This is a genomic window from Leptolyngbya sp. FACHB-261 (assembly GCF_014696065.1).
Taxonomy (GTDB): Bacteria; Cyanobacteriota; Cyanobacteriia; order FACHB-261; family FACHB-261; genus FACHB-261.
In genome coordinates, this window is the sequence record NZ_JACJPL010000026.1 from 205,543 (window position 1) to 226,936 (window position 21,394).

Below are 21,394 nucleotides of genomic sequence, written 5' to 3' on the forward strand. Positions count from 1 at the left end.
CAGAATCGTTAGATCACACTTCGGGGACTAAAGAGTTAATTCCTTCCTGTAACACTTTTAGTTTATAGTCTAAAGTTCCTGGCTCATCAATATCTAAATCTCCAATCAGCCTATCCAGTAATAGATTTAGCTCAGCCAAAGTTTTTCCTTGAAGTATCTTGTAAATATCTTGCCCAAGTAAGTAGATGTTTGCATCAAGAAAATCAACTACTCCATCAGCAAGCTCATTTGCCAATTCAGTATAAACTCGTTCATCATCCTCATACTTCGACAGAATAAATTCAATATCTTCTAAATCTTTGTTGGTACGTTCTCCACGATCCCCCCAAGCAAAAACCTTGAGAACTATAAAAGCTGGCGTATCAATCACTTGGATTTCCAGGTCATCGATACTAGCAGTTTTCGCATGTAAGAGAGCTTCAGTAAAACCTAAAACGTTCATGGGATTTTCGCTATCAGGCCAAATAATTTGTTGGTCAGGCTCACCAATTTTTCCAAAGGGCACTATATCAACCTCGATATTGGTTTCTACATGTATGAATTTATAAGAGTTTTTCGTAGGCTTAAAGCAAGGAGGATCGCCCTCGATTAGATGTTCACGAAGTTTTTGATAGGCTCCCCAACTATCTATTGATATTGCTACATCCCAATCCTTTGTTCCTCTTCCTTCCCCAAATTTCTGATCGAATATCAGTAGCCTAGCTCCTGCACCGACCAGAATCATTGGCAGCTCTAATGCGCTGATTATATTTACCAAATCAGCCAAGACTTGTTTTTCTTTAGAACTGATCATGCTTTTGAGCCAATTCCTCAATATATCGGTCGTAAATAAGTTGAGCTGTTTCTTTTAATCGGCTGTTACCAGTCCGGACTAACTCTGCATGGATTAGTAATGGATTAACAAGGTTTGGAGGAAAATCTCCAAATTCGTTTTGATTATACTCATCATGTTCTAAGCTTTGAAGTAACGCAATATTTCCCTCTGGGTCAGGTTTGAGTCTGAGCTTGACTGCTATCTGACGACTATCGACATTTTTACGAAGATGCAGTGTTGCACTAATGGGGCGAAGATATTCAGTTATTATTGAGGCAGCCAGCTCGCCGCCTATTAAATAGGGGTATCTACCTGCGTGTTCTTTAAGCTCATCTCCGACTTCTGAAAAGTTTCGCTTTCCAATAGGGCTAAATGTTCCAAGCAGTAATTTTGCACGTAGTCTTTCAGAGTATCCTAACTCCCACCGCTCAAGAAGCTTAACATAATCAACGATTCTGTATTCTTTCTGACTGTATCTGATGTAATCTAACTCTCGAAGTTTTTTTAAAGTGCTTTTTACTGTTTCTGGAGTGACGCCAGAAATGTGAGCAATTTGTTTGAAGTCATGCTCCATTGCAATAAGGCTTTGCTGGCTAAGCAAGGCATACATGACTTGTAAAGCAGCAGTAGTAATTTCTAAAGACTTGCTTGCACTATGTTTTGTAGCCTGGTTGCGAACTATCACATAGATTTCTGGGCTATTAAGATAAATATTCCCGTCAACATCAATAAATTCGATGTTTCTCTCTAATAGTTGATTCACAACAAGATCAGATAAATTGCGCGTAACAAGTAGAGGTCTTTGCTCGTGCCTTAGTCTTGCACCTAAGTTGGTAAAATATTCTGCAACCGGTTCGACTACATCACTTGTGAGACCAGTTTTAATTTCACATACATAGTTGACAGTTTTATAGGGGGTGCTAATTATTAACTTCCCATCCGCCAAAACCTCGCTAGAGAAATAAGGCTCTCCTTGAACGGTCGCCTTGATATTAGGTAGTGATTCAAGGTAGGCAAGACACTTCTGGAACAGTGGGTTTTTAGGATGCATTGAACGGCTCCCCACTTGACAGTACAAGATTCAATTATATCCTTCAGTTGATATTTGGAGAAGGTTTCTAAAAAAACTGTTCCATAACCCGAGGGCACAGGACTTTTGCTAAACTCCTATCATTGTGACTTCTCCGCCATCATTACTTTCTGAGTGAGTTGCTTTAGAGATTCAGTACTCTAGCGTTAATGGCCGTTGTGGGGATAAGTATTGCAGATGCGGCTCTGTAACTGTGAAAAGAGACATGGCATCAAGTTGTACCTCTTAGTGCTGTTGAGATTGATTTGATAAGTTAGATGAATTAGGACACGACTAGTGTTTTACTGCTGCCATTGGTTGAGGCGTTTGTGGTTGCAGTTGGAGTGGGTTGAGGTGTAGAAGTCGTGGCAGTTGATGTGGGTTGCTTGCTGCGCTTGCGATTGGAGCCACCTGCTTTGGCATATTCCATGCTGTTTCTGCCGTAGATGGTGGCAATTCCGCTCAGCATTCGTTGCGATAGTTCTGAGAGGGCTTTGTCCATTTCAGTGACGGTCTTGCGCGATTCTTCCAGGTTGGACAGAAGCGTGTTGTGGGCCTCAATGGTGGTGCGGGTGGTTTCGATAAGTCGGCTGTAGGTTGCAATGTTGAGGCCGTGGCCGAGGTCCAGGTTCTCGTTGATGGCTTTAAGCAGAGCGAGGCGACGTTGAGCTTTGTCTAAGGAGTCGGAGCCGCGAGTTCTGAGGGACATATAGATAAGTCTTTACTGATTTGTTCTCAAGATAGTGGAGTGCGCTTTGGGCTGGGTTGAGTGGTTTTGTGGATTTAATGGACGGCTGGGCGGAATGATTGGGGGTTTGTCTGTGTTTCTACTTATGGTTTGTTGTTTTGATGGGACTGGAATCAGCAATGGCAAGCGCGGAAATAACATCGGCAGTCGCGGATGTTATTTCCGCAGTTGCCGAAGTAATAAATACTTACGGCAATGCTTGCGGCGTGAATGAGCAACTCAACGAAACCTACGCCGTTGAACCTGCAACACATTCTCAGATTCCAGCAGTCAAGTTCTAAATTATGTCCTTAATAACACCCGAGTAGCCTAACATTCCTGCTGGGCGGCTGTAAGTAATCTTTGCAATACAATCAACATGACTCACCAGTCCGCTCCAGCAGAGTTGTTATGTCGTGCTGCATCCTAGATAGTAGCTTCACCATTGATTCAGATGAATTGACAATGCGTCCTAACATCTACCTACTTCACCAGCGATAAAACGTGAAACATTAAGCATTGCTCAAATTAGTAAAAAATTGCCTCAAAGAGACTGGTGTAATCTGGGGATAACGATCGTTAGCAATATTTGTCAATTTGCCTTTCCCGGATTCCATTCCCCATAAATACTGTCGTCCAAGATAGTCAAAAACAGGTCTGCCAGCCACTTGATCTGCCTCAATCGAGGCTTTCAACTCATCTACGCTGCCTAAGTGTTGTTCACTTAATGCGCGTCCTGTTGCTACTTCGTAGGCTACCCGCAGTTGTTTAAACGTCGCAACTTCGCCTACAAATTCCAAGGTGACGTTGGTGAGACTTGCATCGGCAATCACCTCTGCAACGTACTTCGCTACATCAGAAATTGCCGTGAAATCTGCTGATTGGTCACCTGTGCCCCAGTAATTGAACGTTTCAGCTTCAACATCGATCGTGCCAATGAACGGGCTAGACAGAACCTCCATGAACGAGCCATTGTTTACCGAGACGTAGGGTACAGAACTACGCTGCAACACTTCAAAGAATCGCTTACGCATATCGATGTTGAAGTTATCGCCGTAGTCCAATTTGTGATAATCCAATGTGAAGTCTGAAGGCATGAACCGTTTGACCCCAGCTTGCTCTGAAGCTTGCAGCAAATTTGTTTGTCCAGCAACGTAGGACTCGGGATCGTTCCCGATCGCAGAAATGATCGCTTCAACTCCCGCAACCGCCGCAGGCAAACTGGCAGGAACCATCATGTCCCCCTCGACAAAGGTGGCTCCCCTAGCTCTGAATGCTTCCAATTTTTCCGCTTTCGCCGGGTCACTCAAACTGCCAGGACGGACTAAGATGCGTAACTCCATTGCCCCTTTATCCAAAATGGCATGAGCAATTTGGGAACCCAGCAATCCAGTACCAACTAAAAGCACAATTGGTTTCGTAGTCATGTCGTTTCTCCTTGAAAAATTCAACCTGATGAAACGATAGCTTTTGCAAAAGACAAGAAAAAGTAGCTATAATTCAAAACACTTATGCAAAAGATGCAAAGGTGGATAAGCTCAAAAGCCTATTGATTTTCATGAGATCGGCACAGCATCGCAGTTTCTCTGAAGCCGCACGGCAGTTAGGGATGTCGCCTTCGGCAGCGAGTCGGGCGGTGTTGCGATTGGAGGAGGATTTGGGTATTCGTCTATTGCAACGCACCACCCGCAGCTTGACTCTGACAGATGATGGTTCTCGATTTTACGATCGGTGCCAGCAAATCCTGGATGAACTTGAAGAAGCGGAGCTGGAGATCAAACAATCCCAAACAATCCCTACGGGAACTCTGAGACTAGATCTCTCAACAGCGTTGGGAAAAATGCATATTGCGCCTGCGTTGCCCCGTTTTGCAGCTCAGTATCCAGAGTTGACGCTGAACGTTTCATTTAGCGATCGCTTCGTTGATCTGATTGATGAAGGCATCGATGCCACGATACGAGTTGGCATGGGGGGTGATAGCCGCCTAATTATGAGAAGCCTTGCAACTATGCGGCTTGTCACTTGTGCATCGCCCAAATATCTCACATCGAATGGTTTACCCACGACACCTTCAGGCTTGAACAATCATCACTGTATCAATTTCATCTACCCACAAACTCGGCGAGAGTTTGACTGGAAGTTTGAGCAAAATGAAAAACCCTTGAGCTTTAGTGTCAAAAGTCATCTTCAATTCGATGATGCGGAAGTTGTGCTGGATGCGGCGATTCAAGGTGCAGGAATTATTCAGCTTCCCAAATACATTGCAGCAGGTGCGATGGCCTGTGGAGAACTGCAACCCATTTTGCAAGACTATACAGCGCAAACTGGATTACCAATCGCCTTGGTGTACCCACAAAAACGACACTTATCCGCTAAAGTTCGATGCTTCGCTGAGTTTATGGTGGAACTGATAACTGCATTAAAACAAGCAGGAGTTGTAGACTGAGGACAACGAACCTCAGCGCAACTTGGTCTAGAACAGCAACAGATAATATTGTGGTACTACCCTCACCGAGCACTCAGCGACATAACGACTAAGTTGAGCGGCGGCAGAAAAGTGAAACGAAGCAAAGCGACTCTCAACTGTCCGCTCCAATGTCTCCCTCAGAGCCTATGTTAGGCTGCAACTTCACTGCTCGCCCCACACTGCTTGGCTTTCCACAGTTTAGCTCGAAACCACGATCACCCCAACTAACACCCTTTTGAACGATCGCACCACTCACTGATGACCTTAAAACCACGAACCACGAACCTTCTGGGCGATCGTACTACCAATCGCTACTCTGGAAGTGCCGTAACAATAGAAATTCTTCCAGCCAAATCCCAAATTGCAAATTCGTACTAGATACCTCTGATTCGTCCAGCCAGATTCGCAATCACTGCAATTAATTCAGCAGGTTCAACGGGTTTGGCAACATGGGACTGGAAGCCTGCTAAAAGAGCAGCCATACGATCTTGAGTTCTGGCGTACGCGGTCAGGGCGATCGCGGGAATTCTGCCTCCGTGCTCTGGTTTCAGTGCTCTGATTCGACGCAACAGAGCATAACCATCTTCATCTGGCATTCCAATATCACTAATTAAGATATGCAGTGGTGTCGAAGATGTGGTTAGTAATGAGATGGCTTCGTCTGCTGAAGCTGCAACCATGACTTCTGCCCCACAAACTTCTAGCGTGTAGGTGAGTAAATCCCGAATATCCGCATCGTCATCCACGATCAGCACCCTCAAGCCATCTAGCCGAGGGGAGCAGTCAAATGGGACGCTGCCTCCCACTGTTGGATGCACCCGTTCTGGTTCAATCGCTGCTGGACCAACAGCCATCAGGGGAAGTTTCACTGTGAATGTTGCGCCTTGTCCTTCTCCTGGGCTTTCAGCGTGCACCGTTCCGCCATGCAGCTCCACCAACTGGCGGACAATCGCTAAACCCAGCCCCAACCCGCCAAAGGAACGAGTGATGGAACTATCTGCCTGGCGAAAGCGCTCAAAGACGTAGGGAAGGAATTCTGCACTGATACCTTGACCCGTATCCGCCACCACAATTTCAACATGCGAATTAATGCGTTGCAGGCAGACCTGAATCCGCCCGCGTTTCGGAGTGAACTTGATCGCATTGCTGAATAAATTCCAGACAATCTGTTGTAACCGCTCAGGGTCGCCTAAAACAGGACCGGCTGCTGGATCAAGTACTAACTGCAATCGTAGGTTTTTTGCATCAGCGGCAGGTCGTACCGTATCGATTGCTGCCTCAATGACGGGTAATAGCTCAACCGTTCGCACATTGAGGCGAAGTTGGCCTGTAATAATGCGTGAAATATCCAGGAGATCATCAATTAACTGGGCCTGAGATCTGGCATTGCGCTCAATCGTTTCTAGAGCACGATTCACCGTTGCTTCGTTTGCCCTGTTGGTTTGAAGGATCTTAGACCAGCCGAGGATAGCATTGAGGGGGGTCCGTAGTTCATGGGAAACGGTCGAGAGAAATTCATCCTTCAATCGATTAAGATTCTCAGCCTCCGCTCGTGCTTTCTGTTCCTGCACCAGAAGTTGAGTCCGCTCTTCTTCCACTCTTTGGCGCTGCCGGATCTCTTTTGCCAATTCATTAATCTTTTTGTTCAATAGGGTGAATCGGCTGCTGGCGGATTCCCTGTTTTTTAAGCGCAATAAAATTAGTGCAGGTGATTCGGGTGACGACGGTTGGATAGCAGCGCCTTCACAGCGATACAAGCAAGTTTCTCCATCGTTGGCCCTCAAGGTTAATGAGCCAAGCACCATTTCTCGACTGCTAGAGCAATTGCGTAAATACTGTTTCACCTGATCAGGAGGATTGGTCGCTAGCTCAAAGATCGTCCTTCCTTGCGGTATCTGACGGGGTAGACCCAGCATCTTGGAGAATGCCGGATTGGTAGCTAATATCTGACCTTTTCCCGAAGTCAGCAGCATGGGCTCTGGCAAAAGTCTGGCGAACTTGAGAAACTGTTCGGGAGTCACCCCTCGCTTTCTCCCTTGAAATATTCTCTTCCTTGACTTTCTTCTGCCTCCAGAGTGGGTTTCAAATAAACGACCACCCGACATCCAGGCGCACCCGTCGCGATCGTCTCTTGCAGTTCTACTTTGGCGTACCCTAGATTGTCCGCTGCAATGGAACCAAAAACATTGGAGGTCATCATACACATAGCGGGGCGATCGATAACTTTTTCGGCAAACGGGCAAGCACGGTTCCCTAAGACAATCTTCTCATCCGTTTGTTCAATAAGATAAAAGTCACCCTGGATTCGCTTCTTCAAATCCACGAAGACATCGGCTACTTGCTCTCGCGTCAGATGGGATACCTCTAGAGCCGCTTTGTAGTCCTGATCGATTTGCCTCCCCATATTCTGACCTACGACACTGATAAACCCTGAAGCTTCATCTAAGCCCACGACGTCCTGTAATGTACCCGCTAACTCTCGAATTAAGGTACGTAAAAACACATCCCGCTCCAAAGGAATTGTGAGATCCTTCATGGGTGTTTCAGACTTAAAAGAACTATTCATAGGAATTCCTCATAATTGAGTTCAGCAGAAATTTAGTCAAAACTATAATGTCACCGGACGGAGGGACAGGTAATATGGCTAAAGATAGATGACCCAGATACCATTGTGTTGCTTTACTCCCGCGCGAGTCTGTAACGCAACCAGCCAATTACTACGGGGCTAGGCGAGCTGCATCATGGGGCAGCTCAATATCATCAGTTGCCAGAGTATATGTATCCTGCAAGATTGTGAGACTGAGGCAGTGATCGCCTCTATAGAAGGAAACCATTGCGAATGTAACATCCACACGTCTCCCAGCAAGAGTGAACTATCAACCTTGAGGAACTGTCCTATAGATAACCTTACAGTGACTTGGCTTTGAGCACCTACAGACAATTTTTCTGTCTTGCCTCAGCTACAAACGAAGCAGGCTAACGACTATTGGACTGAAAGTTTCCGTATAACACCCCTATAGTGTTGATTAGCCAGGTGATTTCCGTATAACACCCTAAACCAAGTAGATAGACAGAATCTTTCTGTATAATATGCCGATTCTGCCTGTTTTTAGATTCAGTACACCCACATTAATAAGAGTTGTTAAATGCTCGGGCATTGATGCTGCCTCCACCCTTTATGCCAGAATGTCCCAAGAAACTCCTTGACCCAGTGCGATTCGCTTAAAGCACTATGCCTGCCGGACTGAAGACACTGATGTGCAATGGGTCAGGCGGTACATGCTCTTCCACCACAAGCGGCATCGCAACAAGATGGGGCCAAGGAGATTGAAGACTTTCTCCCTTATCTAGCTGTGCAGGGGCAGGTTGCGGCTTCCAGTCAAAATCAAGCGCTCCTTTACTGATTTGTCCTCAAGATAGCGACGTGCTCTTTTTCCTGAATTAAGTGATTTTGTGGATTTAAGCGATGGTTAGATGGAGTGATTGGGGGTTTGTCTGTGGTTCTACTTATGGGTTTGTTGCGATTTATTGCTTAGGCGGGACTGGAATCAACAATGGCGACAGCCGAAATAACATCGGCGGTCGGGGAAATAACATTGGCGATCGCGGAAATAGCTTTTGAGTACTCGGAAATAACATCCGCGACAGCCGAAATAACATCCGCGAGCGCGGAAATAGCTTTCGAGTACTCGGAAATAACATCGGCGGTCGCCGAAACAGCTTTTGAGTACTCAGAAATAACATTGGCGGTCGCGGAAATAGCTTTTGAGTACTCGGAAATAACATCGGCAGTCGCGGATGTTATTTCCGCGGTCGCCAAAGTAATAAATACCTACGCCGATATTGGTGGCGCGGACGAGCAGCTCAACGGAACCGATGCGGTTGAACCTGCAACACCTGCTCGAATCCAGCAGACAAGCTCTAAATTACGTCCTCACCCATAACCTGAGTAGCCCAACGGCAAAGCGCAGCGGCGGTAGATAATCTCGCCCTCGGCATCAGCGGCTTTCGCCCGTCCGTGCCGCGATTTGTTAGCCATAGAAACAATCAAATTGATGCCAACTCTCAAGTTACCAGACTTGAAACTACAAATTATTTGCGCTCAAATGATGCAATCAAAGGATTGTTAGACACTAATAGTTGGCTGAGAAATTCAAGAGCTGTTGTCTCGCAACGAACATGAGCATCAATGAACACGCCAATCGCTTCCGCCATTAAATTTCGCAGTTGTTCTTCTGATTGGGTAGCCGGAAAGTCTAGAAATGGTCTGCCTGTTGTTAAATCGAATGGATCGGCAATAGAAAAATGGTTGGCTCCTTCTAGAAGTAGCAAATAACTATCACTTCTGCCACCCACAATCGCCTCTTGAAAGGTACGCTTAACTGGTGTTGTAGCTTCTTCCCAAATCGCTCCATAGCGATGGCTACTATTGGCAATGACTCCATCACGGGTTCCCCCAATTAATAGGAGGGGTAAGGAATCCGGTAGAGATAGGATTTTGCCTGCTTCATACCCTAACTGGGTAATCGCTGCTGTATGAGCGCCATAGGCGAAAGCAGCGACAACAGGTGGGAAAAATCGTGAATCTGCGCTTTCAACTGCAACCCTACCTCCAGCAGAATGCCCCCCCAGAATGACACCATTTAAGTCGAGTAGACCCGCCAGCACCCCTTCACTTTGGAGCCTCTCTAGCTCCCTCAGCAAAGTTGGTAAAGCAGAAGCCGTCGGAGCTTTACCATACATAGCTGGAGTCAGCATATTAATGGCGACACCAGGAGTGAGCGACACCATCCCAGGTAGATTTTCGGCAACCCAGGAAAATGTAATGACCACTAATCCACGCTCTGCCAACTTAACAGCCAGCCATTGATACAGTTCAGGACCGCAATTGATACCGTTAAAAAAAATAACGACCTTAAAGGGGGCTTGTTGAGAATCGCCAGGAACAATGCCCATGTCCTGCTCTTGGTCACTGCCTGTCAACTGGGCGGGGTAGAAAACCTTTAGTTGAATGTTGTTGTAAGGAGGGGCAGCATCTTCAACCGTAGCAGCTCGGAAAAATGCTCGTACATTCATAATATCGATCTTGCTACTTGGATCAACATGGCTTTAATGCTCCTTGAGAGTATCCTTCTTTAGAAGGGCTTTACGATGAGTTTGAGCAATAACTTTTATTTCCAGTTCGCTTCTTACCTCAGCAGACGACTATAAGCTTTGTGACTGCTAACGACCCCGCTCACCGGACGTAAACAACCTTTGCAACTCCCTGATCGCTTTGCTTCGTTCCGGTGCAGCGGGATTGTTAGGCACCGGAGTCGGTCACAGCGTCTTGCGGAAATGTACTGTGCGTTCGACTTCGGCAAAGCCGACGGCTTCATGGGCTTGGTGGCTTACCGTGTTCTCCAACTCGGCGTTCGACGCCAGCTCGGAATAGCCTTGCTGCCGCGCCCAATCTTCCGCTGCCTCCATGAGGGCACGACCGACGCCACTCCCGCGCAGGTTGGAGTCTACAAACCAGCTTTCGACGTACGGCGTAGGACCCGAGCACCCTTCAGCGTAGTTGCGCACTGAGAGTTCAAGGAACCCGACGAGTTTGCCTGTGTCCGCCTCACATACAAAGACTGCGGAGGGCAGCAATTCGACCGCGGCCTGGCCGGAGAGGAAGGCATCGACAGCCGGGATGTGTTCTGATTCCAGGTGGTCTGGGTACAACTCGGTCAGCAGTCTGAGCCACTCGTCTCGATCGCTCGGCTGTACCTGGCGAACACGCATAATGGGCAGAAGGGTGTGAGCACGTGCCTAATAATTTAGTATATGGAGCCTTAGACCCGCCTAGTGAGATGCTGCGTTGGCACCCTCTGTATGAGAGTGGCGTGCGGAAAACGGTGTGGGTGACAAAGCTTGCCAAGCGAATGGGCGTCTTACGTTTCGACGTAGCTTCTTTCCGCATCTGTTGGCAAGGGTTCAAGAGACATATAGATGCTCCTTGACTGATTTGTTCTCAGAATGGTGGTGTGCTCTTTTGCCTGGATTAAGTGGTTTTGTAGATTGAATCAACAGTGGACTGAGTAATTGGGAATTTGTCTGTGGTTCTACCTATGAGTTTGTCGCGATTTATTGCTTGGGCGGAACTGGAATCAACAATGGCGACTGCGGAAATAACATCGGAGTACTCGGAAATAATATCCGCGACTGCCAATGTTATTTCCGCAGTCATCAAAGCAATAAATACCTGCGGCGATGCTTGTGGTGTGGACGAGCAGCTAAACGAGACCTACACCGTTGGACCTGCAACACCTTCTCAAATTCCAGCAGTCAAGCTCCAAACTATATCCTCACACTTAACCCGAGTAACCTAGTAGCTAGCACCAGTGGTTGTTAACCTCTGTAAGAGCGATCGCACACCTAAAGTGTTTTTAGTGAGACCAGAAACATTGCCATTATGTAATTTAAATTTTCTTGATCAGTACATAACGCTCTTGCTGCTCAAAGCCAATTTTTTTGTATAAAGCATCAGCCGTTTGGTTATCCTGCTTAACTTCTAGTTGCAGAATTTGTACTCCTAATTGTTGACAAGCTTGTTCCAAAAACTGCACCGCCTTTGTTCCAATTCCCTGACCTCGTTTATCCAATCGAACGTAAAGCTCGTCCAAAAAGGCATAATAACCTCGATATTCCAATCGATAGCCTAAAGTTAGAACAATATATCCAACGACATCCTCTGCTTGCTGGATGAGCCACACTCTCCCAATAAACTTATCAGTAACAACTTGTTCAATTGCGGCACGAGCAGGAATTTTATCGAAGGGCTCAGTATGGTCAAACTCGTGAAATTCCTGCATGTATTGCATGAGGACGTTGAGGTCAGTGGATGTAGCTTCTTTGAAATGGATTTCCATCTATGATTATTGCTTGCCCTTGATTGCCCACTAGGAGCATTGCCTCAATGCTCCTACCGCTGCTGCCTAACGTTCCCAATCACCCGCAAATGCTCAGTAGACACACTTGTGGCGGTCAGCGTGCATTGGAGTTGTTGTGCCGCGATCGCTACTCAGTAGCATAAACTTCGCATCGGATAGAACTTAGTGGTAATCCGTTGGTGGGTGGGGGCATTGTGCAAACCGAGCCAACCCATAAAACTGGCATTTCAGCCCGCAATTCAATATAATCCCCTGCTTGAGATACTGGCGGCTCAACCCGCCAAGAACCATCACTTCGATGCGGCATGTTCATAAACGGATTGAGGCAGGACGAAGGGATCAATAGCTGTGGTGATAATCCAAGTAGCCTAAGTTCTGCTTCTAACACCTCCTTACACCCTGGTTGATCATGCCCTAAAAATCGATTGAAGTCATGAGAGCAAAACCCACCTGTCCATTCATGCACTCCACAAGTATCAGCCGTAATTGTCCACAAAGGACGCATTCGCTGGGTGTAAAGCTTATCTTCAGCAGAGAGCTTCCATGCTTCTTTGACAAATAGCGAGTATATCAAATCACAACACTCGGTTGGATCGTCTCGATGAAATGAAGAGAAGTCAAAAACTTGCTGTCCTTGTACATCAATGATACGAAGAGTTTGACCTGCCTCTAGCGTCCCATGCGCTCCTTGCCCCGGCTCAACTGTAATGGACTGAATCGGTGTGGGTGTCCGTGGGGTCATTTTCAGGTGATGAGGTTTAGCTCTGTAATGACAACTTCTGACTACTATCCTACAGATCACTCAGCGGCACAACGTTCACGCTCACCGGACGCAAATAACCTTTGCAATCAATCGACCATATTTCTACGTTCCGGTGCAGCGCGGTTTGTTAACACGTGCGCATAGGTTCTATATAGATAGCATCTATTAATGAAGGCTTAGTAACTAGGCTAGGAATCATGATTCTTGTAGATAAAATCGTCTGGAACCTCAATGACCGTGCCAAGAACATTACTCGTGTAAGAACGAATATCGAATCCAGGATGAAGTTTATGCGTTTGCAGATCAAACCAAAGTCGCTGCAAGAACAGGAACAACGATTTAGCTGGATCAACAAGAACTTGGTGCCCCCGCACAGACGTACTGAAGGCTCTTGCTTCCCCTGCATTCGTGGCAATGGCAATCCAACGCTGGATATAACCATTAGGACTCTCCATGTGAATAACTCCTTGATCCAAAGAACACACCCGTAAAACACGGATCTCAGGGTACTTTGGAGCTTTATTACGTAACTTGACACCACGGAAGAGGAATTGCAAGTCAAACCAACGAGCAAAAGTTTCAAAGGACTGACAATTAGTGCGATAAGCAAAGGCGTATAGTGAGGGCGGATTATAGTGAATCTCTTCGTTCTGCGTCCTGTTTTCCCAATACGGAGTGAGTGCTGGGCGAAACTCTAGATCTGAAACCGAAGCAAGATTGTCCATCGCTGAGTTTGCTTCAGTCGAAGACATTGAGGTTTTTACCTCGATTACGGCATAGACCATTTCAACTGGATAAACCTTACGGAAGAAACTAGCCTGTCTCTCTGCATCGAAGATAACGATATCTGCTTGACGGCTTACCTTTCCAAACCTATCGATAACCAAAGCATTAACTTCTACACCGTACTTTGATGGGAGAAACTGCCAGATAACTTCTGCGATTGCGTTCTCGTTCTCTGAGCCAACCAAACCAGCATGTGGCAATTCACGGTTGAATAATAGTGTGTCCGCCTCAAGTTTATTGTAGACACTCGCAAAGTAGTGATCGAGGAAATTTCGGTCTTCGCTGGGGCGAGAATGAAGCATGCCGCCAAAGTTTGGTGGAGTGTCTGGGAACATTCTGCTAATTATTTCATCCGATTCAAAACAATCGAAATTATTTTAGCTTGGTTACTTAATGCGCCCCTTTGAAACGGTTGTAAAGCGTTTCTTCGTAAATACCTAAGCTCTCGTAAATCGTCTTCGCCAAAAGACGAGCGGGCTAACGGTTCGGGTCAGTGGTTGTTGGAGACTTTGCATCCTATTCAAGCAGCTTCGGTCAATCCGCTGCACCCAAATTGTTAGGCGGCGGACTACTATCTGGTTTAGCTAGCTCCCCCCAGCGAAGATAGAAAGCAAAAAATGGATCTGTAATATGTAGTTTTTTTTCTTCTTCCTCAAAATCGATAACAGGTGTAGAACTTTGATCCGTAGCAGCAATCGTCGCCATATGTTTTAAAACACGTGCTACTTCCTGTAGCTGAGGAATTTGAGCAGCAGAGACATCTCTAATTGCAGAGCGGAGGTCTTCATACTCGAGACTCACAAGACCTGGATGAATATGCGCAAGTCCATGTAATACTAACTCGTAAATATCGACAACACGTCCACTTTTTAACTCTCGTGGCACACGATCAGTCCGTTGACGTGGACCACGTGCAAGTTTTTCAAAAATCGGACGACCAATAGTCTCAGCAACATCCTGAAAAATCGATTCGAGTTGACCACTCGTAGTGCTTAGCTTAATTTTCTGACTCGCCTGCTCAAACTTAAGTAGTTTGCTAATTTCACGGCAAAAATCTTGCATCAAGTGCGGACTGCCAATAGATTCTGAAGCAAGATTTGCGCAAAATTCGTTGGGAACATCATAATTGAGCAAATCGAAGCCTTTCTTCGGGATGAAACTTAGCTCCTCTTCTGTCCATATTGGAATACTAATTGGAGAAATGCGCCCAGTCATCTCCTTCTCAACTTTTAATGCATCATAACGACGATGGGGAATGGCAATGATTACAACTGGTAATCCTTCAAATACAAGTGGCTTTAATGCACGAACAATCCCACCTTGCATGTCTCGCGGAATATAATGAAAGTCGTCTATCACTAATGGAGTAGGAGTATCGCGAAGACCACGGAGAGCAACGACGCGAGAAGAAAGAGTTTGGCTGCTAGTAGTTGATGATCCTCGAGATACCTCCATTTCAGCGCCAACTTCACCAGAACCTTTTGCTAAAAGAAAGTTAGCTTCTGCCGTGCCCTTACCACTGACTTTATTGCCGATATCCTTTGAAGTCTCTTTTTCTTGCGCCTGAAATAGTTCTAGCTGCTCAATAATAATTTGCCAAAAATCATCCTCTGTCGAGACAGAACCACCATCAATCCAAACTGATTCCTCAGGAGGAAAAATTTGCCTTGCAAGAACTGTCTTACCTGATTTTGTCTGTCCAGTAACTGTAACGAGCTTGCATAAGTTGTCTTTCGACTCAGCAAGCTTCTGCTCAAGTTGTAATTCAATACGCGGATTGTATGTGTGCCTGGGAAAACCACCTGGTACAAAGACTTCTTGATAACGCAGCATAGCTCATCCTAATCAAAAGCTGATTTTCCCCATGTTAAACCTTGTATCTGAAGCCGGAGCAGATTAAACGGCACATAGAGCTGAAGCAGCCTGACTCGTTATTAGGCGGATTTCGTCTGCCTATTTCCCTGCTAGGGGTAGCTAGACAGATTTCGACAGTCTAAATTACCCTAAACTGGGCGCTTAGGCTGCAAGGTCACAGTCTAAACACTTGAATGTTTCAATGCTCGCAGTGTGTAGTTCGCTGCAACACACAGATCTTTTTTGCACTGCCTACTTGACTCCAGCAGTTAGTCCCTGCTACCTTCCAACTCAGGCAACTGGACCCCTAGGCGTCCCCCAGGGTCTTAGTCAAACTCTGGGGAACTAACCGCCAGGTTGTCATTTACACAACCTGGCGGCTAGGGGGCAGTTTAGCACCTGCCTTTCTCGACCCTGAATAGGGGTCAAAGGCTCTATTGCCCTCAAACTTTTGGAGTTTTCCCCATGCACCTCACCCAGGTGTTGCAGCCGCAGCTTTGCATTCCTCTAGCTCAAGTCGCGCAGTTTCTCGGCATTCCCGAATCGCGCATCTGTCGCATTGAACACTGGCTGCATGTGCTGTTTGTCCATCGTGCCGACCGAGGCGGACAGTTCCTCAGCTACCGCAAATTCAACCAGTGGCTTGCTGCCTGTGCCCTCACCATCCAAGCCTGCAACGACCTGCACCTGCTCGACTGGATTGGCGAAGTGATCAAAACCGAAATCCAGCGCTACGCCTACCCCGAAGACGTGCTGAGCTACTGGCGGCAACTGTGGCGACAGCGACACACCCAACTGCGCCACTCAAGCAGCCCTATGCCCGCTATCCCTTGACACGCTTTGCAATCGCTACCCCTGCCTGTCAACCCGCATCAATGACACCTTTGCCCCCCATCCCTCAACCATGAGCACCAACCTTCGCCTTGCCCTCTGGGACCACATCACCCGCCGCCTCAACCTCTCCGCCCAGCTCAAACTCATCCTGCTGACCATCGCCAATTACCTCGAACCCAACAGCGCCCACTCCCGCGTCACCCTTGCCCTACTCAGCCGCGACAGCAACCTCGAACCCCAAGACCTCCAGCCCCTGCTCTTGGGCCTCGAAGCCCGCGACTTAGTCCGCAAAGTCACTGTCCACCCCGAAGGCGGCGGCCCCACCATTGCCCTCTACAGCCTCTCCCCCAACCTGCTGCGAACTGTACAAAATGGCCATTGAGGGCATGCCAATGCCAAACCCCTACCCAAGATTTCTTCACCTCCTGCAAAAACCTGTCCTGCGCCTCCCCCTTCCCAAATCACTTTTTAATCGCTACCCATTGACCCCTCCCAACCTCCCCTTGCCAAGGGGAGGAGCCGTAGGCCGTGGGGTTCTGACTTGCGCTCTATTCGACCCCTCTTAACCTCCCCTTAGCAAGGGGAGGTGCCGCAGGCGGTGGGGTTCCGATAAGAGGCAGGATGAAGCCTGTGGATCTAGAACCTACTTGCCAGCCATGCCCAGCTACCAATTTCCTGACGATTTCCAGTGGGGCGCAGCCACAGCCGCCTACCAGATCGAAGGAGCCGCCAGCGAAGACGGACGCAAGCCCAGCGTCTGGGACAGCTTCAGCGCCATTGCCGGACGCACCCTCAACGGCGACAGCGGTGCCATCGCCTGCGACCACTACCACCGCTACGAAAGCGACGTCAAACTCATGGTCGAGCTGGGCATCCGGCACTACCGCTTCAGCATTGCCTGGCCGCGCATCGTCCCCGATGGCCGAGGCTCGGTGAATGAGGCCGGTGTCGATTTCTACAAGCGCCTGGTCGATTGCCTGATCCGCCACGGCATCACCCCCCACGCCACCCTATTTCACTGGGACAGCCCCCAAGCCCTAGAAGACCAGTACGGCTCCTGGCGCAATCGTCAGATCGCTCATGATTTCGCTGAGTATGTCTCCGCCATCGTCAGCCGTCTGGGGGACCGAGTGCAGCACTGGATGACGATCAACGAAATCCCCTGCTTCACCCACCTGGGCTACAGCGCCAACCAAACGCCGCCCCACGCCCCCGGCACCCGCGTCGGCAGTTCCAAGGAAGTGTGGCAAACCTCGCACCATGCTCTGCTGGCCCACGGTCTGGCCTGTCAGGCAATTCGCGCTGCCTCACCCGGTCCCTGCTCGGTTTCATTGGTGGACAACATCGCCGTCACCGTGCCGATCACCGAGTCCGAGGCAGATATCGCCGCGGCCCAGCAAGCCTTCCCCCATTGCTGGCTCAATGGCGGCATCGTCTTCCCCGCTCTGACCGGCGCTTATCATGCGGGCTTCCTGGAGCAGTTGGGCAGCGCTGCCCCCGAAATTCAGACCGGCGATCTAGAGATCATTCACCAACCGCTCGACCGCCTGGGCTTGAATATCTACACCGGCACCTACGTTCGCGCTATCGACCAGGCACCCGGTTACGAATGTCTGGACTTGCCCCAGGGCTACCCGCGTTTGCATATGCCCTGGCTAAATTTCGTGCCGGAATGTCTCTATTGGGGCATTCGTCACATCAGCGAAACCGTCGGTCGCCCTGACCTACCGATTTGGATCACCGAGAATGGTTGTGCGGCTCAAGATGTGCTCGATGCCAAGGGCGAAGTCATCGATACCGACCGCATTTTGTACTTGCGTCAGCATCTCAGAGCGGCACAGCGTGCTGTGGCCGAGGGTTACCCGCTGAAAGGCTATTTCGTCTGGAGTTTAATGGACAACTTTGAATGGGCCTGGGGTTATGATCGACGCTTCGGCATTGTTTACACAGACTACCGAACACAGCAACGCATTCCCAAAGCCAGCTTTGGCTGGTATGCCGAATGCATCCGTCAGAACCGAGTCGTGTAATCGTATCCTCAATCACCTTTTTGAGGGAAGCGCCTCGTTATAACAAGTGAAGTCTGCCGTTAGGAGGGGGCCGCTTTGTGTGGCATTGCAGGGGTAATCTATCGCAACCCAACAACCGAGCGCTCTCTCGGTTCTGATCTGCTCACTTTGGTTCGACCATTGGAAAGTCGAGGCCCAGATTCCTGCGGCGTTGCCTTGTATCGAGGCGATCTAGCTGCTCACCAAGTCAAATTAATGCTGTTTATTGAGCAGCGATTGGCTGAACCTGGGACTGGCGCAGCTTTGCAGCAATGGTTGGCGCAGTACGCCCAAGGCGAAGCCTTTGAGCCGATTGGCAGCAGTCATCGCCTCATTCTGAGCCTGAACCAGGCCAACGGCCACAGAACTCAAATCAGTTTGAGAGAACTTAGAACGGCCCTGCAGGACAAGTTTCCGCAGGTGACCGTGATGAGCACCGGCCAGATGCTGGAAATTTACAAATCTGTGGGCTCGGTGCAGCACTTGACCCAAGATTATGGTCTAGAGAAATTTGCCGGTAGCCACGGCATTGGTCACACGCGCATGGCAACAGAATCGGTGGTGGATACTGACCACTGCCATCCGTTCACTGCCGCCGAAGATTTAGCCGTGGTTCATAACGGCCAAATCTCTAATTACTACCGCCTCAGAGCCAATCTGGAGCGAGCCGGCGCTGTATTTGAAACCGCTAACGATTCTGAGGCCATTGGCCATTACCTGCGCTTCCAATTTTTGCAAGGCAAATCATTAGAAGAAGCCCTAGCCAACCTGGGCAAAGACTTTGATGGCACCTACACCATTCTGGTTGCCACCCGCGATAAAGTTGCCCTGGCGCGGGATAAGTTTGCGGCTAAACCGGCAGTGATTTACGAATCCGCCGAGATGGTTGCGATTGCTTCGGAATATCGCGCCTTTCTCAACTTGCCCGGTTTTGATGCCAACGCCACAATTCGCGAACCGGATGCAGGCGAAGTCAATGTTTGGCCGGTTTTGAATGTTGCACAGACAGCGCCGTCTATGCCGGAAATCGTGTCTGGAGTGGGAGCATGAGCGAGCAGGTTCTCCTGGATCAGGTAGTTTTGGACTGCGCCGATTTCAGCACCCGCGAAATCAATCACCAGCTCAAAACTCTGGCCGCTGAAGGCATTACGCAAGTCGAATTGCTCAACCCCGCTGGACGGCACAATCTAGCCGTGGGGGTCAATGCGCCGCTCAAGATTCGCTTCCGGGGTGCGGTGGGGTACTACTGCGGCGGCTTGAGCGATGGCGTTGAGATCGAGGTCTTGGGCTCTTGCGGCTGGTCGGTGGGCGAAAACTTGATGTCAGGCAGCATTACGGTGCAGGGCAATGCCTCGGCCAATGCTGGCGCTACGGCCCACGGTGGCAAGATCTGCATTTTGGGCAACGCGGGTCCGCGTGCGGGGATTTCCCTCAAAGGCGCGACTCTAATTGTCACCGGCAATGTCGGTTACAGCAGCGCCTTTATGATGCAGCAGGGCCGCTTCATTATCTGTGGCAATGCCGGTCCCAGTTTGGGCGATTCGATTTACGATGGCGAGATTTTTGTGGGCGGTGAGATTGATTCTCTCGGGGCGGATGCACGCCTGGAGCCACTGACTGAAGAAGATTGGCATAGACTCAAAGCTGACCTAAACCCCCTGGGCCTGAGCGCTGAGCAATGCAACTTCAAAAAGATCGTCTGCGCTCAGGAACTCTATCATTTTAAGGCGAAGGATTTTTCCAAATGGAAAGACGCGTACTAAAGACGAGCAGCACGTTCAGCCCAGAGGTGATCGATGCTATTCAGGAGCGAGCAGAATTAGGTCGCTATATTATTCGCGGCTATGGGGCACTGCGCAATGTGCCTCGCCTGGATGATTTGGTATTTTTAACTGCTTCTTTGACTCGCTTCCCCTTAGAAGGCTATCGAGAAAAGTGCAATACCAAAACCTTGTTGGGCACTCGTTGCGCCAAGCGTCCGGTTGAGTTAGATGTCCCGATTACGATTGCCGGGATGAGCTTTGGGGCCCTCTCGCGCAATGCTAAAGTTGCGCTAGGCAGAGCGGCAACTCTTCTAGGCACCTCTACCACAACTGGCGATGGCGGCATGCTGGCGGCTGAGCGCGAGGCCTCATCAAAATTGGTCTATCAATGTTTGCCTTCCCGCTACGGGTTTAACCCCAAAGATCTTAAGCAGGCAGATGCGATTGAGATCGTAATTGGTCAAGGGGCAAAACCGGGCGGCGGTGGCCTTTTGTTGGGGCAAAAAGTCAACAAGGTTGTGGCCGGTATGCGCACCTTGCCGGAGGGCGTGGATCAGCGTTCGCCGTCGCGTCACCCCGACTGGATTGGACCGGATGACTTAAAAATTAAGATCGAAGAGTTGCGCGAAGCCACGGATTGGGAAATCCCGATTTACGTCAAAATGGGCGCGACTCGGGTCAAAGACGATGTGAAGTTAGCGGTCAAATCTGGTGCTGATGTCATCGTGCTAGATGGCATGGAGGGCGGCACTGCTGCTACCCAGAGCATCTTTCAAGAGCACTCCGGCATTCCCACGCTACCGGCCCTAGTCCAGGCGGTCGAGGCGCTGCAAGAAGCTGGCGTTTATGGCCAGGTGCAACTAGTGATTTCTGGCGGCATTCGCTCGGGTCCCGATGTGGCTAAGGCCTTAGCTTTGGGTGCTGACGCGGTCAGCATTGGCACGGCCAGTTTGATTGCTATGGGCTGCAACAAGCCGGTTTACATTGAGGACTACGAAAAACTAGGCACAGAGCCCCACCATTGTCACCATTGCCATACGGGGCTGTGTCCAGTTGGCATTGCCACCCAAGACGAAGATCTGATGGCTCGTCTGCCGGTTGAGGAGGCGACGATTTATGTTGCCAACTATCTGCAATCGCTAGTCATGGAATTGCAGAGTTTGACTCGTTCTTGTGGCAAGTCGGATGTGCACAACCTGGAGCGGGAAGACTTGGTAGCTCTGACGCTCGAAGCCTCGGCAATGGCGAAACTGCCTTTAGCGGGCACAGATTTCGTGATGGGGCAATAAATGTAAATTGTCGTAGCCCTAATGCCGAAATGATGCATTCTGTAGGGGCAGTGTCTTGTG

Annotated in this window: 22 protein-coding genes; 9 read left to right on the forward strand and 13 right to left on the reverse strand. The window is 48.9% G+C overall.

Translation table 11 applies throughout. The annotated features are described in order from the left end of the window. Nucleotides 1-13: 13 nt before the first annotated feature. The 3 genes from H6F94_RS16995 to H6F94_RS17005 all read right to left on the reverse strand — a co-directional run bounded on the left by H6F94_RS16995 (nt 14) and on the right by H6F94_RS17005 (nt 2,592). Nucleotides 14-793 carry a hypothetical protein gene (locus tag H6F94_RS16995; RefSeq protein ID WP_190803425.1) on the reverse strand — a complete coding sequence of 260 codons (780 nt, stop codon included), beginning with the start codon at nt 791-793 and terminating at the stop codon, nt 14-16. Beyond that, nucleotides 780-1,865 carry a type IV toxin-antitoxin system AbiEi family antitoxin gene (locus H6F94_RS17000; protein WP_190803426.1) on the reverse strand — a complete coding sequence of 362 codons (1,086 nt, stop codon included), beginning with the start codon at nt 1,863-1,865 and terminating at the stop codon, nt 780-782. The genes H6F94_RS16995 and H6F94_RS17000 overlap by 14 nt, the downstream gene beginning before the upstream one ends. Nucleotides 1,866-2,166: 301 nt before the next feature. After that, the gene (locus H6F94_RS17005; protein ID WP_190803427.1) at nt 2,167-2,592 is read right to left on the reverse strand and encodes a hypothetical protein; all 426 of its coding nucleotides are present in this window, start codon (nt 2,590-2,592) and stop codon (nt 2,167-2,169) included. Nucleotides 2,593-2,750: 158 nt separating this feature from the next. Between H6F94_RS17005 and H6F94_RS17010 the strand changes: the two genes are divergently transcribed. Continuing rightward, complete coding sequence (locus tag H6F94_RS17010; protein ID WP_190803428.1) at nt 2,751-2,912, forward strand: hypothetical protein; 162 nt, start codon at nt 2,751-2,753, stop codon at nt 2,910-2,912. Between the two features lie 210 nt (nt 2,913-3,122). Here H6F94_RS17010 and H6F94_RS17015 read toward each other — a convergent pair whose 3' ends face one another. Then, nucleotides 3,123-4,037, reverse strand: a complete 915-nt coding sequence (locus tag H6F94_RS17015; protein ID WP_190803429.1) for an NmrA family NAD(P)-binding protein — start codon at nt 4,035-4,037, stop codon at nt 3,123-3,125. Between the two features lie 101 nt (nt 4,038-4,138). On the opposite strand from H6F94_RS17015, the gene H6F94_RS17020 reads away from it, so the two are divergent. Then, complete coding sequence (locus H6F94_RS17020) at nt 4,139-5,056, forward strand: LysR family transcriptional regulator (RefSeq protein WP_190803430.1); 918 nt, start codon at nt 4,139-4,141, stop codon at nt 5,054-5,056. 395 nt (nt 5,057-5,451) lie between these two features. Here H6F94_RS17020 and H6F94_RS17025 read toward each other — a convergent pair whose 3' ends face one another. Together H6F94_RS17025 and H6F94_RS17030 are read right to left on the reverse strand one after the other, a co-directional pair. Next, nucleotides 5,452-7,098, reverse strand: a complete 1,647-nt coding sequence (locus tag H6F94_RS17025) for a hybrid sensor histidine kinase/response regulator (protein WP_190803431.1) — start codon at nt 7,096-7,098, stop codon at nt 5,452-5,454. Continuing rightward, nucleotides 7,095-7,643, reverse strand: coding sequence for a methanogen output domain 1-containing protein (locus tag H6F94_RS17030; protein WP_190803432.1), 549 nt, complete (start codon nt 7,641-7,643; stop codon nt 7,095-7,097). The genes H6F94_RS17025 and H6F94_RS17030 overlap by 4 nt, the downstream gene beginning before the upstream one ends. Before the next feature lie 692 nt (nt 7,644-8,335). Between H6F94_RS17030 and H6F94_RS32445 the strand changes: the two genes are divergently transcribed. Beyond that, nucleotides 8,336-8,428 carry a hypothetical protein gene (locus H6F94_RS32445; RefSeq protein WP_313949317.1) on the forward strand — a complete coding sequence of 31 codons (93 nt, stop codon included), beginning with the start codon at nt 8,336-8,338 and terminating at the stop codon, nt 8,426-8,428. A gap of 181 nt (nt 8,429-8,609) precedes the next feature. On the opposite strand, the gene H6F94_RS17040 is transcribed toward H6F94_RS32445, so the two are convergent. From H6F94_RS17040 to H6F94_RS17070, 7 genes are all read right to left on the reverse strand, one after another. Beyond that, entirely contained in the window at nt 8,610-8,897 is a 288-nt protein-coding gene (locus tag H6F94_RS17040; RefSeq protein WP_190803433.1) for a hypothetical protein, read from the reverse strand. A gap of 272 nt (nt 8,898-9,169) precedes the next feature. Further along, nucleotides 9,170-10,153 carry an alpha/beta hydrolase family protein gene (locus tag H6F94_RS17045; protein WP_190803434.1) on the reverse strand — a complete coding sequence of 328 codons (984 nt, stop codon included), beginning with the start codon at nt 10,151-10,153 and terminating at the stop codon, nt 9,170-9,172. Between the two features lie 243 nt (nt 10,154-10,396). Further along, nucleotides 10,397-10,849 (reverse strand): GNAT family N-acetyltransferase, encoded by a 453-nt coding sequence (locus H6F94_RS17050; protein ID WP_190803435.1) that lies wholly within the window; start codon nt 10,847-10,849, stop codon nt 10,397-10,399. Nucleotides 10,850-11,526: 677 nt separating this feature from the next. Further along, on the reverse strand, nt 11,527-11,976 hold the full coding sequence (locus tag H6F94_RS17055; protein ID WP_190803436.1) for a GNAT family N-acetyltransferase: 450 nt from the start codon (nt 11,974-11,976) through the stop codon (nt 11,527-11,529). A gap of 148 nt (nt 11,977-12,124) precedes the next feature. Next, nucleotides 12,125-12,739 carry a DUF1989 domain-containing protein gene (locus H6F94_RS33590; protein WP_190803437.1) on the reverse strand — a complete coding sequence of 205 codons (615 nt, stop codon included), beginning with the start codon at nt 12,737-12,739 and terminating at the stop codon, nt 12,125-12,127. Nucleotides 12,740-12,948: 209 nt separating this feature from the next. Next, entirely contained in the window at nt 12,949-13,881 is a 933-nt protein-coding gene (locus tag H6F94_RS17065; RefSeq protein WP_190803438.1) for a DUF6602 domain-containing protein, read from the reverse strand. 199 nt (nt 13,882-14,080) lie between these two features. Continuing rightward, nucleotides 14,081-15,379, reverse strand: coding sequence for an ATP-binding protein (locus tag H6F94_RS17070; protein ID WP_190803439.1), 1,299 nt, complete (start codon nt 15,377-15,379; stop codon nt 14,081-14,083). A 486-nt stretch (nt 15,380-15,865) separates the two neighbouring features. Here H6F94_RS17070 and H6F94_RS17075 point away from each other — a divergent pair, with 486 nt between their 5' ends. The 6 genes from H6F94_RS17075 to H6F94_RS17100 all read left to right on the forward strand — a co-directional run bounded on the left by H6F94_RS17075 (nt 15,866) and on the right by H6F94_RS17100 (nt 21,334). After that, nucleotides 15,866-16,234, forward strand: a complete 369-nt coding sequence (locus tag H6F94_RS17075; RefSeq protein WP_190803440.1) for a hypothetical protein — start codon at nt 15,866-15,868, stop codon at nt 16,232-16,234. A 70-nt stretch (nt 16,235-16,304) separates the two neighbouring features. Next, nucleotides 16,305-16,616, forward strand: a complete 312-nt coding sequence (locus H6F94_RS17080) for a hypothetical protein (protein ID WP_190803441.1) — start codon at nt 16,305-16,307, stop codon at nt 16,614-16,616. A 274-nt stretch (nt 16,617-16,890) separates the two neighbouring features. Next, entirely contained in the window at nt 16,891-18,264 is a 1,374-nt protein-coding gene (locus H6F94_RS17085; protein WP_190803442.1) for a GH1 family beta-glucosidase, read from the forward strand. A 75-nt stretch (nt 18,265-18,339) separates the two neighbouring features. Next, nucleotides 18,340-19,332: a class II glutamine amidotransferase domain-containing protein gene (locus tag H6F94_RS17090; RefSeq protein ID WP_190803443.1), complete on the forward strand. Its 993-nt coding sequence runs from the start codon at nt 18,340-18,342 to the stop codon at nt 19,330-19,332. Further along, the gene (locus H6F94_RS17095; RefSeq protein WP_190803444.1) at nt 19,329-20,045 is read left to right on the forward strand and encodes a GltB/FmdC/FwdC-like GXGXG domain-containing protein; all 717 of its coding nucleotides are present in this window, start codon (nt 19,329-19,331) and stop codon (nt 20,043-20,045) included. The genes H6F94_RS17090 and H6F94_RS17095 overlap by 4 nt, the downstream gene beginning before the upstream one ends. Beyond that, on the forward strand, nt 20,027-21,334 hold the full coding sequence (locus H6F94_RS17100) for an FMN-binding glutamate synthase family protein (protein WP_190803445.1): 1,308 nt from the start codon (nt 20,027-20,029) through the stop codon (nt 21,332-21,334). The genes H6F94_RS17095 and H6F94_RS17100 overlap by 19 nt, the downstream gene beginning before the upstream one ends. The last annotated feature ends 60 nt before the right edge of the window (nt 21,335-21,394 follow it).

What these genes read in the sequence shown, in the direction of transcription:
- H6F94_RS17030 (WP_190803432.1), bottom strand. Translation starts at nt 7,643, where the DNA reads ATGAATAGTTCTTTTAAGTCTGAAACACCCATGAAGGATCTCACAATT.
- H6F94_RS17100 (WP_190803445.1), top strand. Translation starts at nt 20,027, where the DNA reads ATGGAAAGACGCGTACTAAAGACGAGCAGCACGTTCAGCCCAGAGGTG.
- H6F94_RS17065 (WP_190803438.1), bottom strand. Translation starts at nt 13,881, where the DNA reads ATGTTCCCAGACACTCCACCAAACTTTGGCGGCATGCTTCATTCTCGC.
- H6F94_RS33590 (WP_190803437.1), bottom strand. Translation starts at nt 12,739, where the DNA reads ATGACCCCACGGACACCCACACCGATTCAGTCCATTACAGTTGAGCCG.
- H6F94_RS17015 (WP_190803429.1), bottom strand. Translation starts at nt 4,037, where the DNA reads ATGACTACGAAACCAATTGTGCTTTTAGTTGGTACTGGATTGCTGGGT.
- H6F94_RS17055 (WP_190803436.1), bottom strand. Translation starts at nt 11,976, where the DNA reads ATGGAAATCCATTTCAAAGAAGCTACATCCACTGACCTCAACGTCCTC.
- H6F94_RS17075 (WP_190803440.1), top strand. Translation starts at nt 15,866, where the DNA reads ATGCACCTCACCCAGGTGTTGCAGCCGCAGCTTTGCATTCCTCTAGCT.
- H6F94_RS17050 (WP_190803435.1), bottom strand. Translation starts at nt 10,849, where the DNA reads ATGCGTGTTCGCCAGGTACAGCCGAGCGATCGAGACGAGTGGCTCAGA.
- H6F94_RS17010 (WP_190803428.1), top strand. Translation starts at nt 2,751, where the DNA reads ATGGCAAGCGCGGAAATAACATCGGCAGTCGCGGATGTTATTTCCGCA.
- H6F94_RS17070 (WP_190803439.1), bottom strand. Translation starts at nt 15,379, where the DNA reads ATGCTGCGTTATCAAGAAGTCTTTGTACCAGGTGGTTTTCCCAGGCAC.
- H6F94_RS17005 (WP_190803427.1), bottom strand. Translation starts at nt 2,592, where the DNA reads ATGTCCCTCAGAACTCGCGGCTCCGACTCCTTAGACAAAGCTCAACGT.
- H6F94_RS16995 (WP_190803425.1), bottom strand. Translation starts at nt 793, where the DNA reads ATGATCAGTTCTAAAGAAAAACAAGTCTTGGCTGATTTGGTAAATATA.
- H6F94_RS17000 (WP_190803426.1), bottom strand. Translation starts at nt 1,865, where the DNA reads ATGCATCCTAAAAACCCACTGTTCCAGAAGTGTCTTGCCTACCTTGAA.
- H6F94_RS17085 (WP_190803442.1), top strand. Translation starts at nt 16,891, where the DNA reads ATGCCCAGCTACCAATTTCCTGACGATTTCCAGTGGGGCGCAGCCACA.
- H6F94_RS17095 (WP_190803444.1), top strand. Translation starts at nt 19,329, where the DNA reads ATGAGCGAGCAGGTTCTCCTGGATCAGGTAGTTTTGGACTGCGCCGAT.
- H6F94_RS17080 (WP_190803441.1), top strand. Translation starts at nt 16,305, where the DNA reads ATGAGCACCAACCTTCGCCTTGCCCTCTGGGACCACATCACCCGCCGC.
- H6F94_RS17045 (WP_190803434.1), bottom strand. Translation starts at nt 10,153, where the DNA reads ATGAATGTACGAGCATTTTTCCGAGCTGCTACGGTTGAAGATGCTGCC.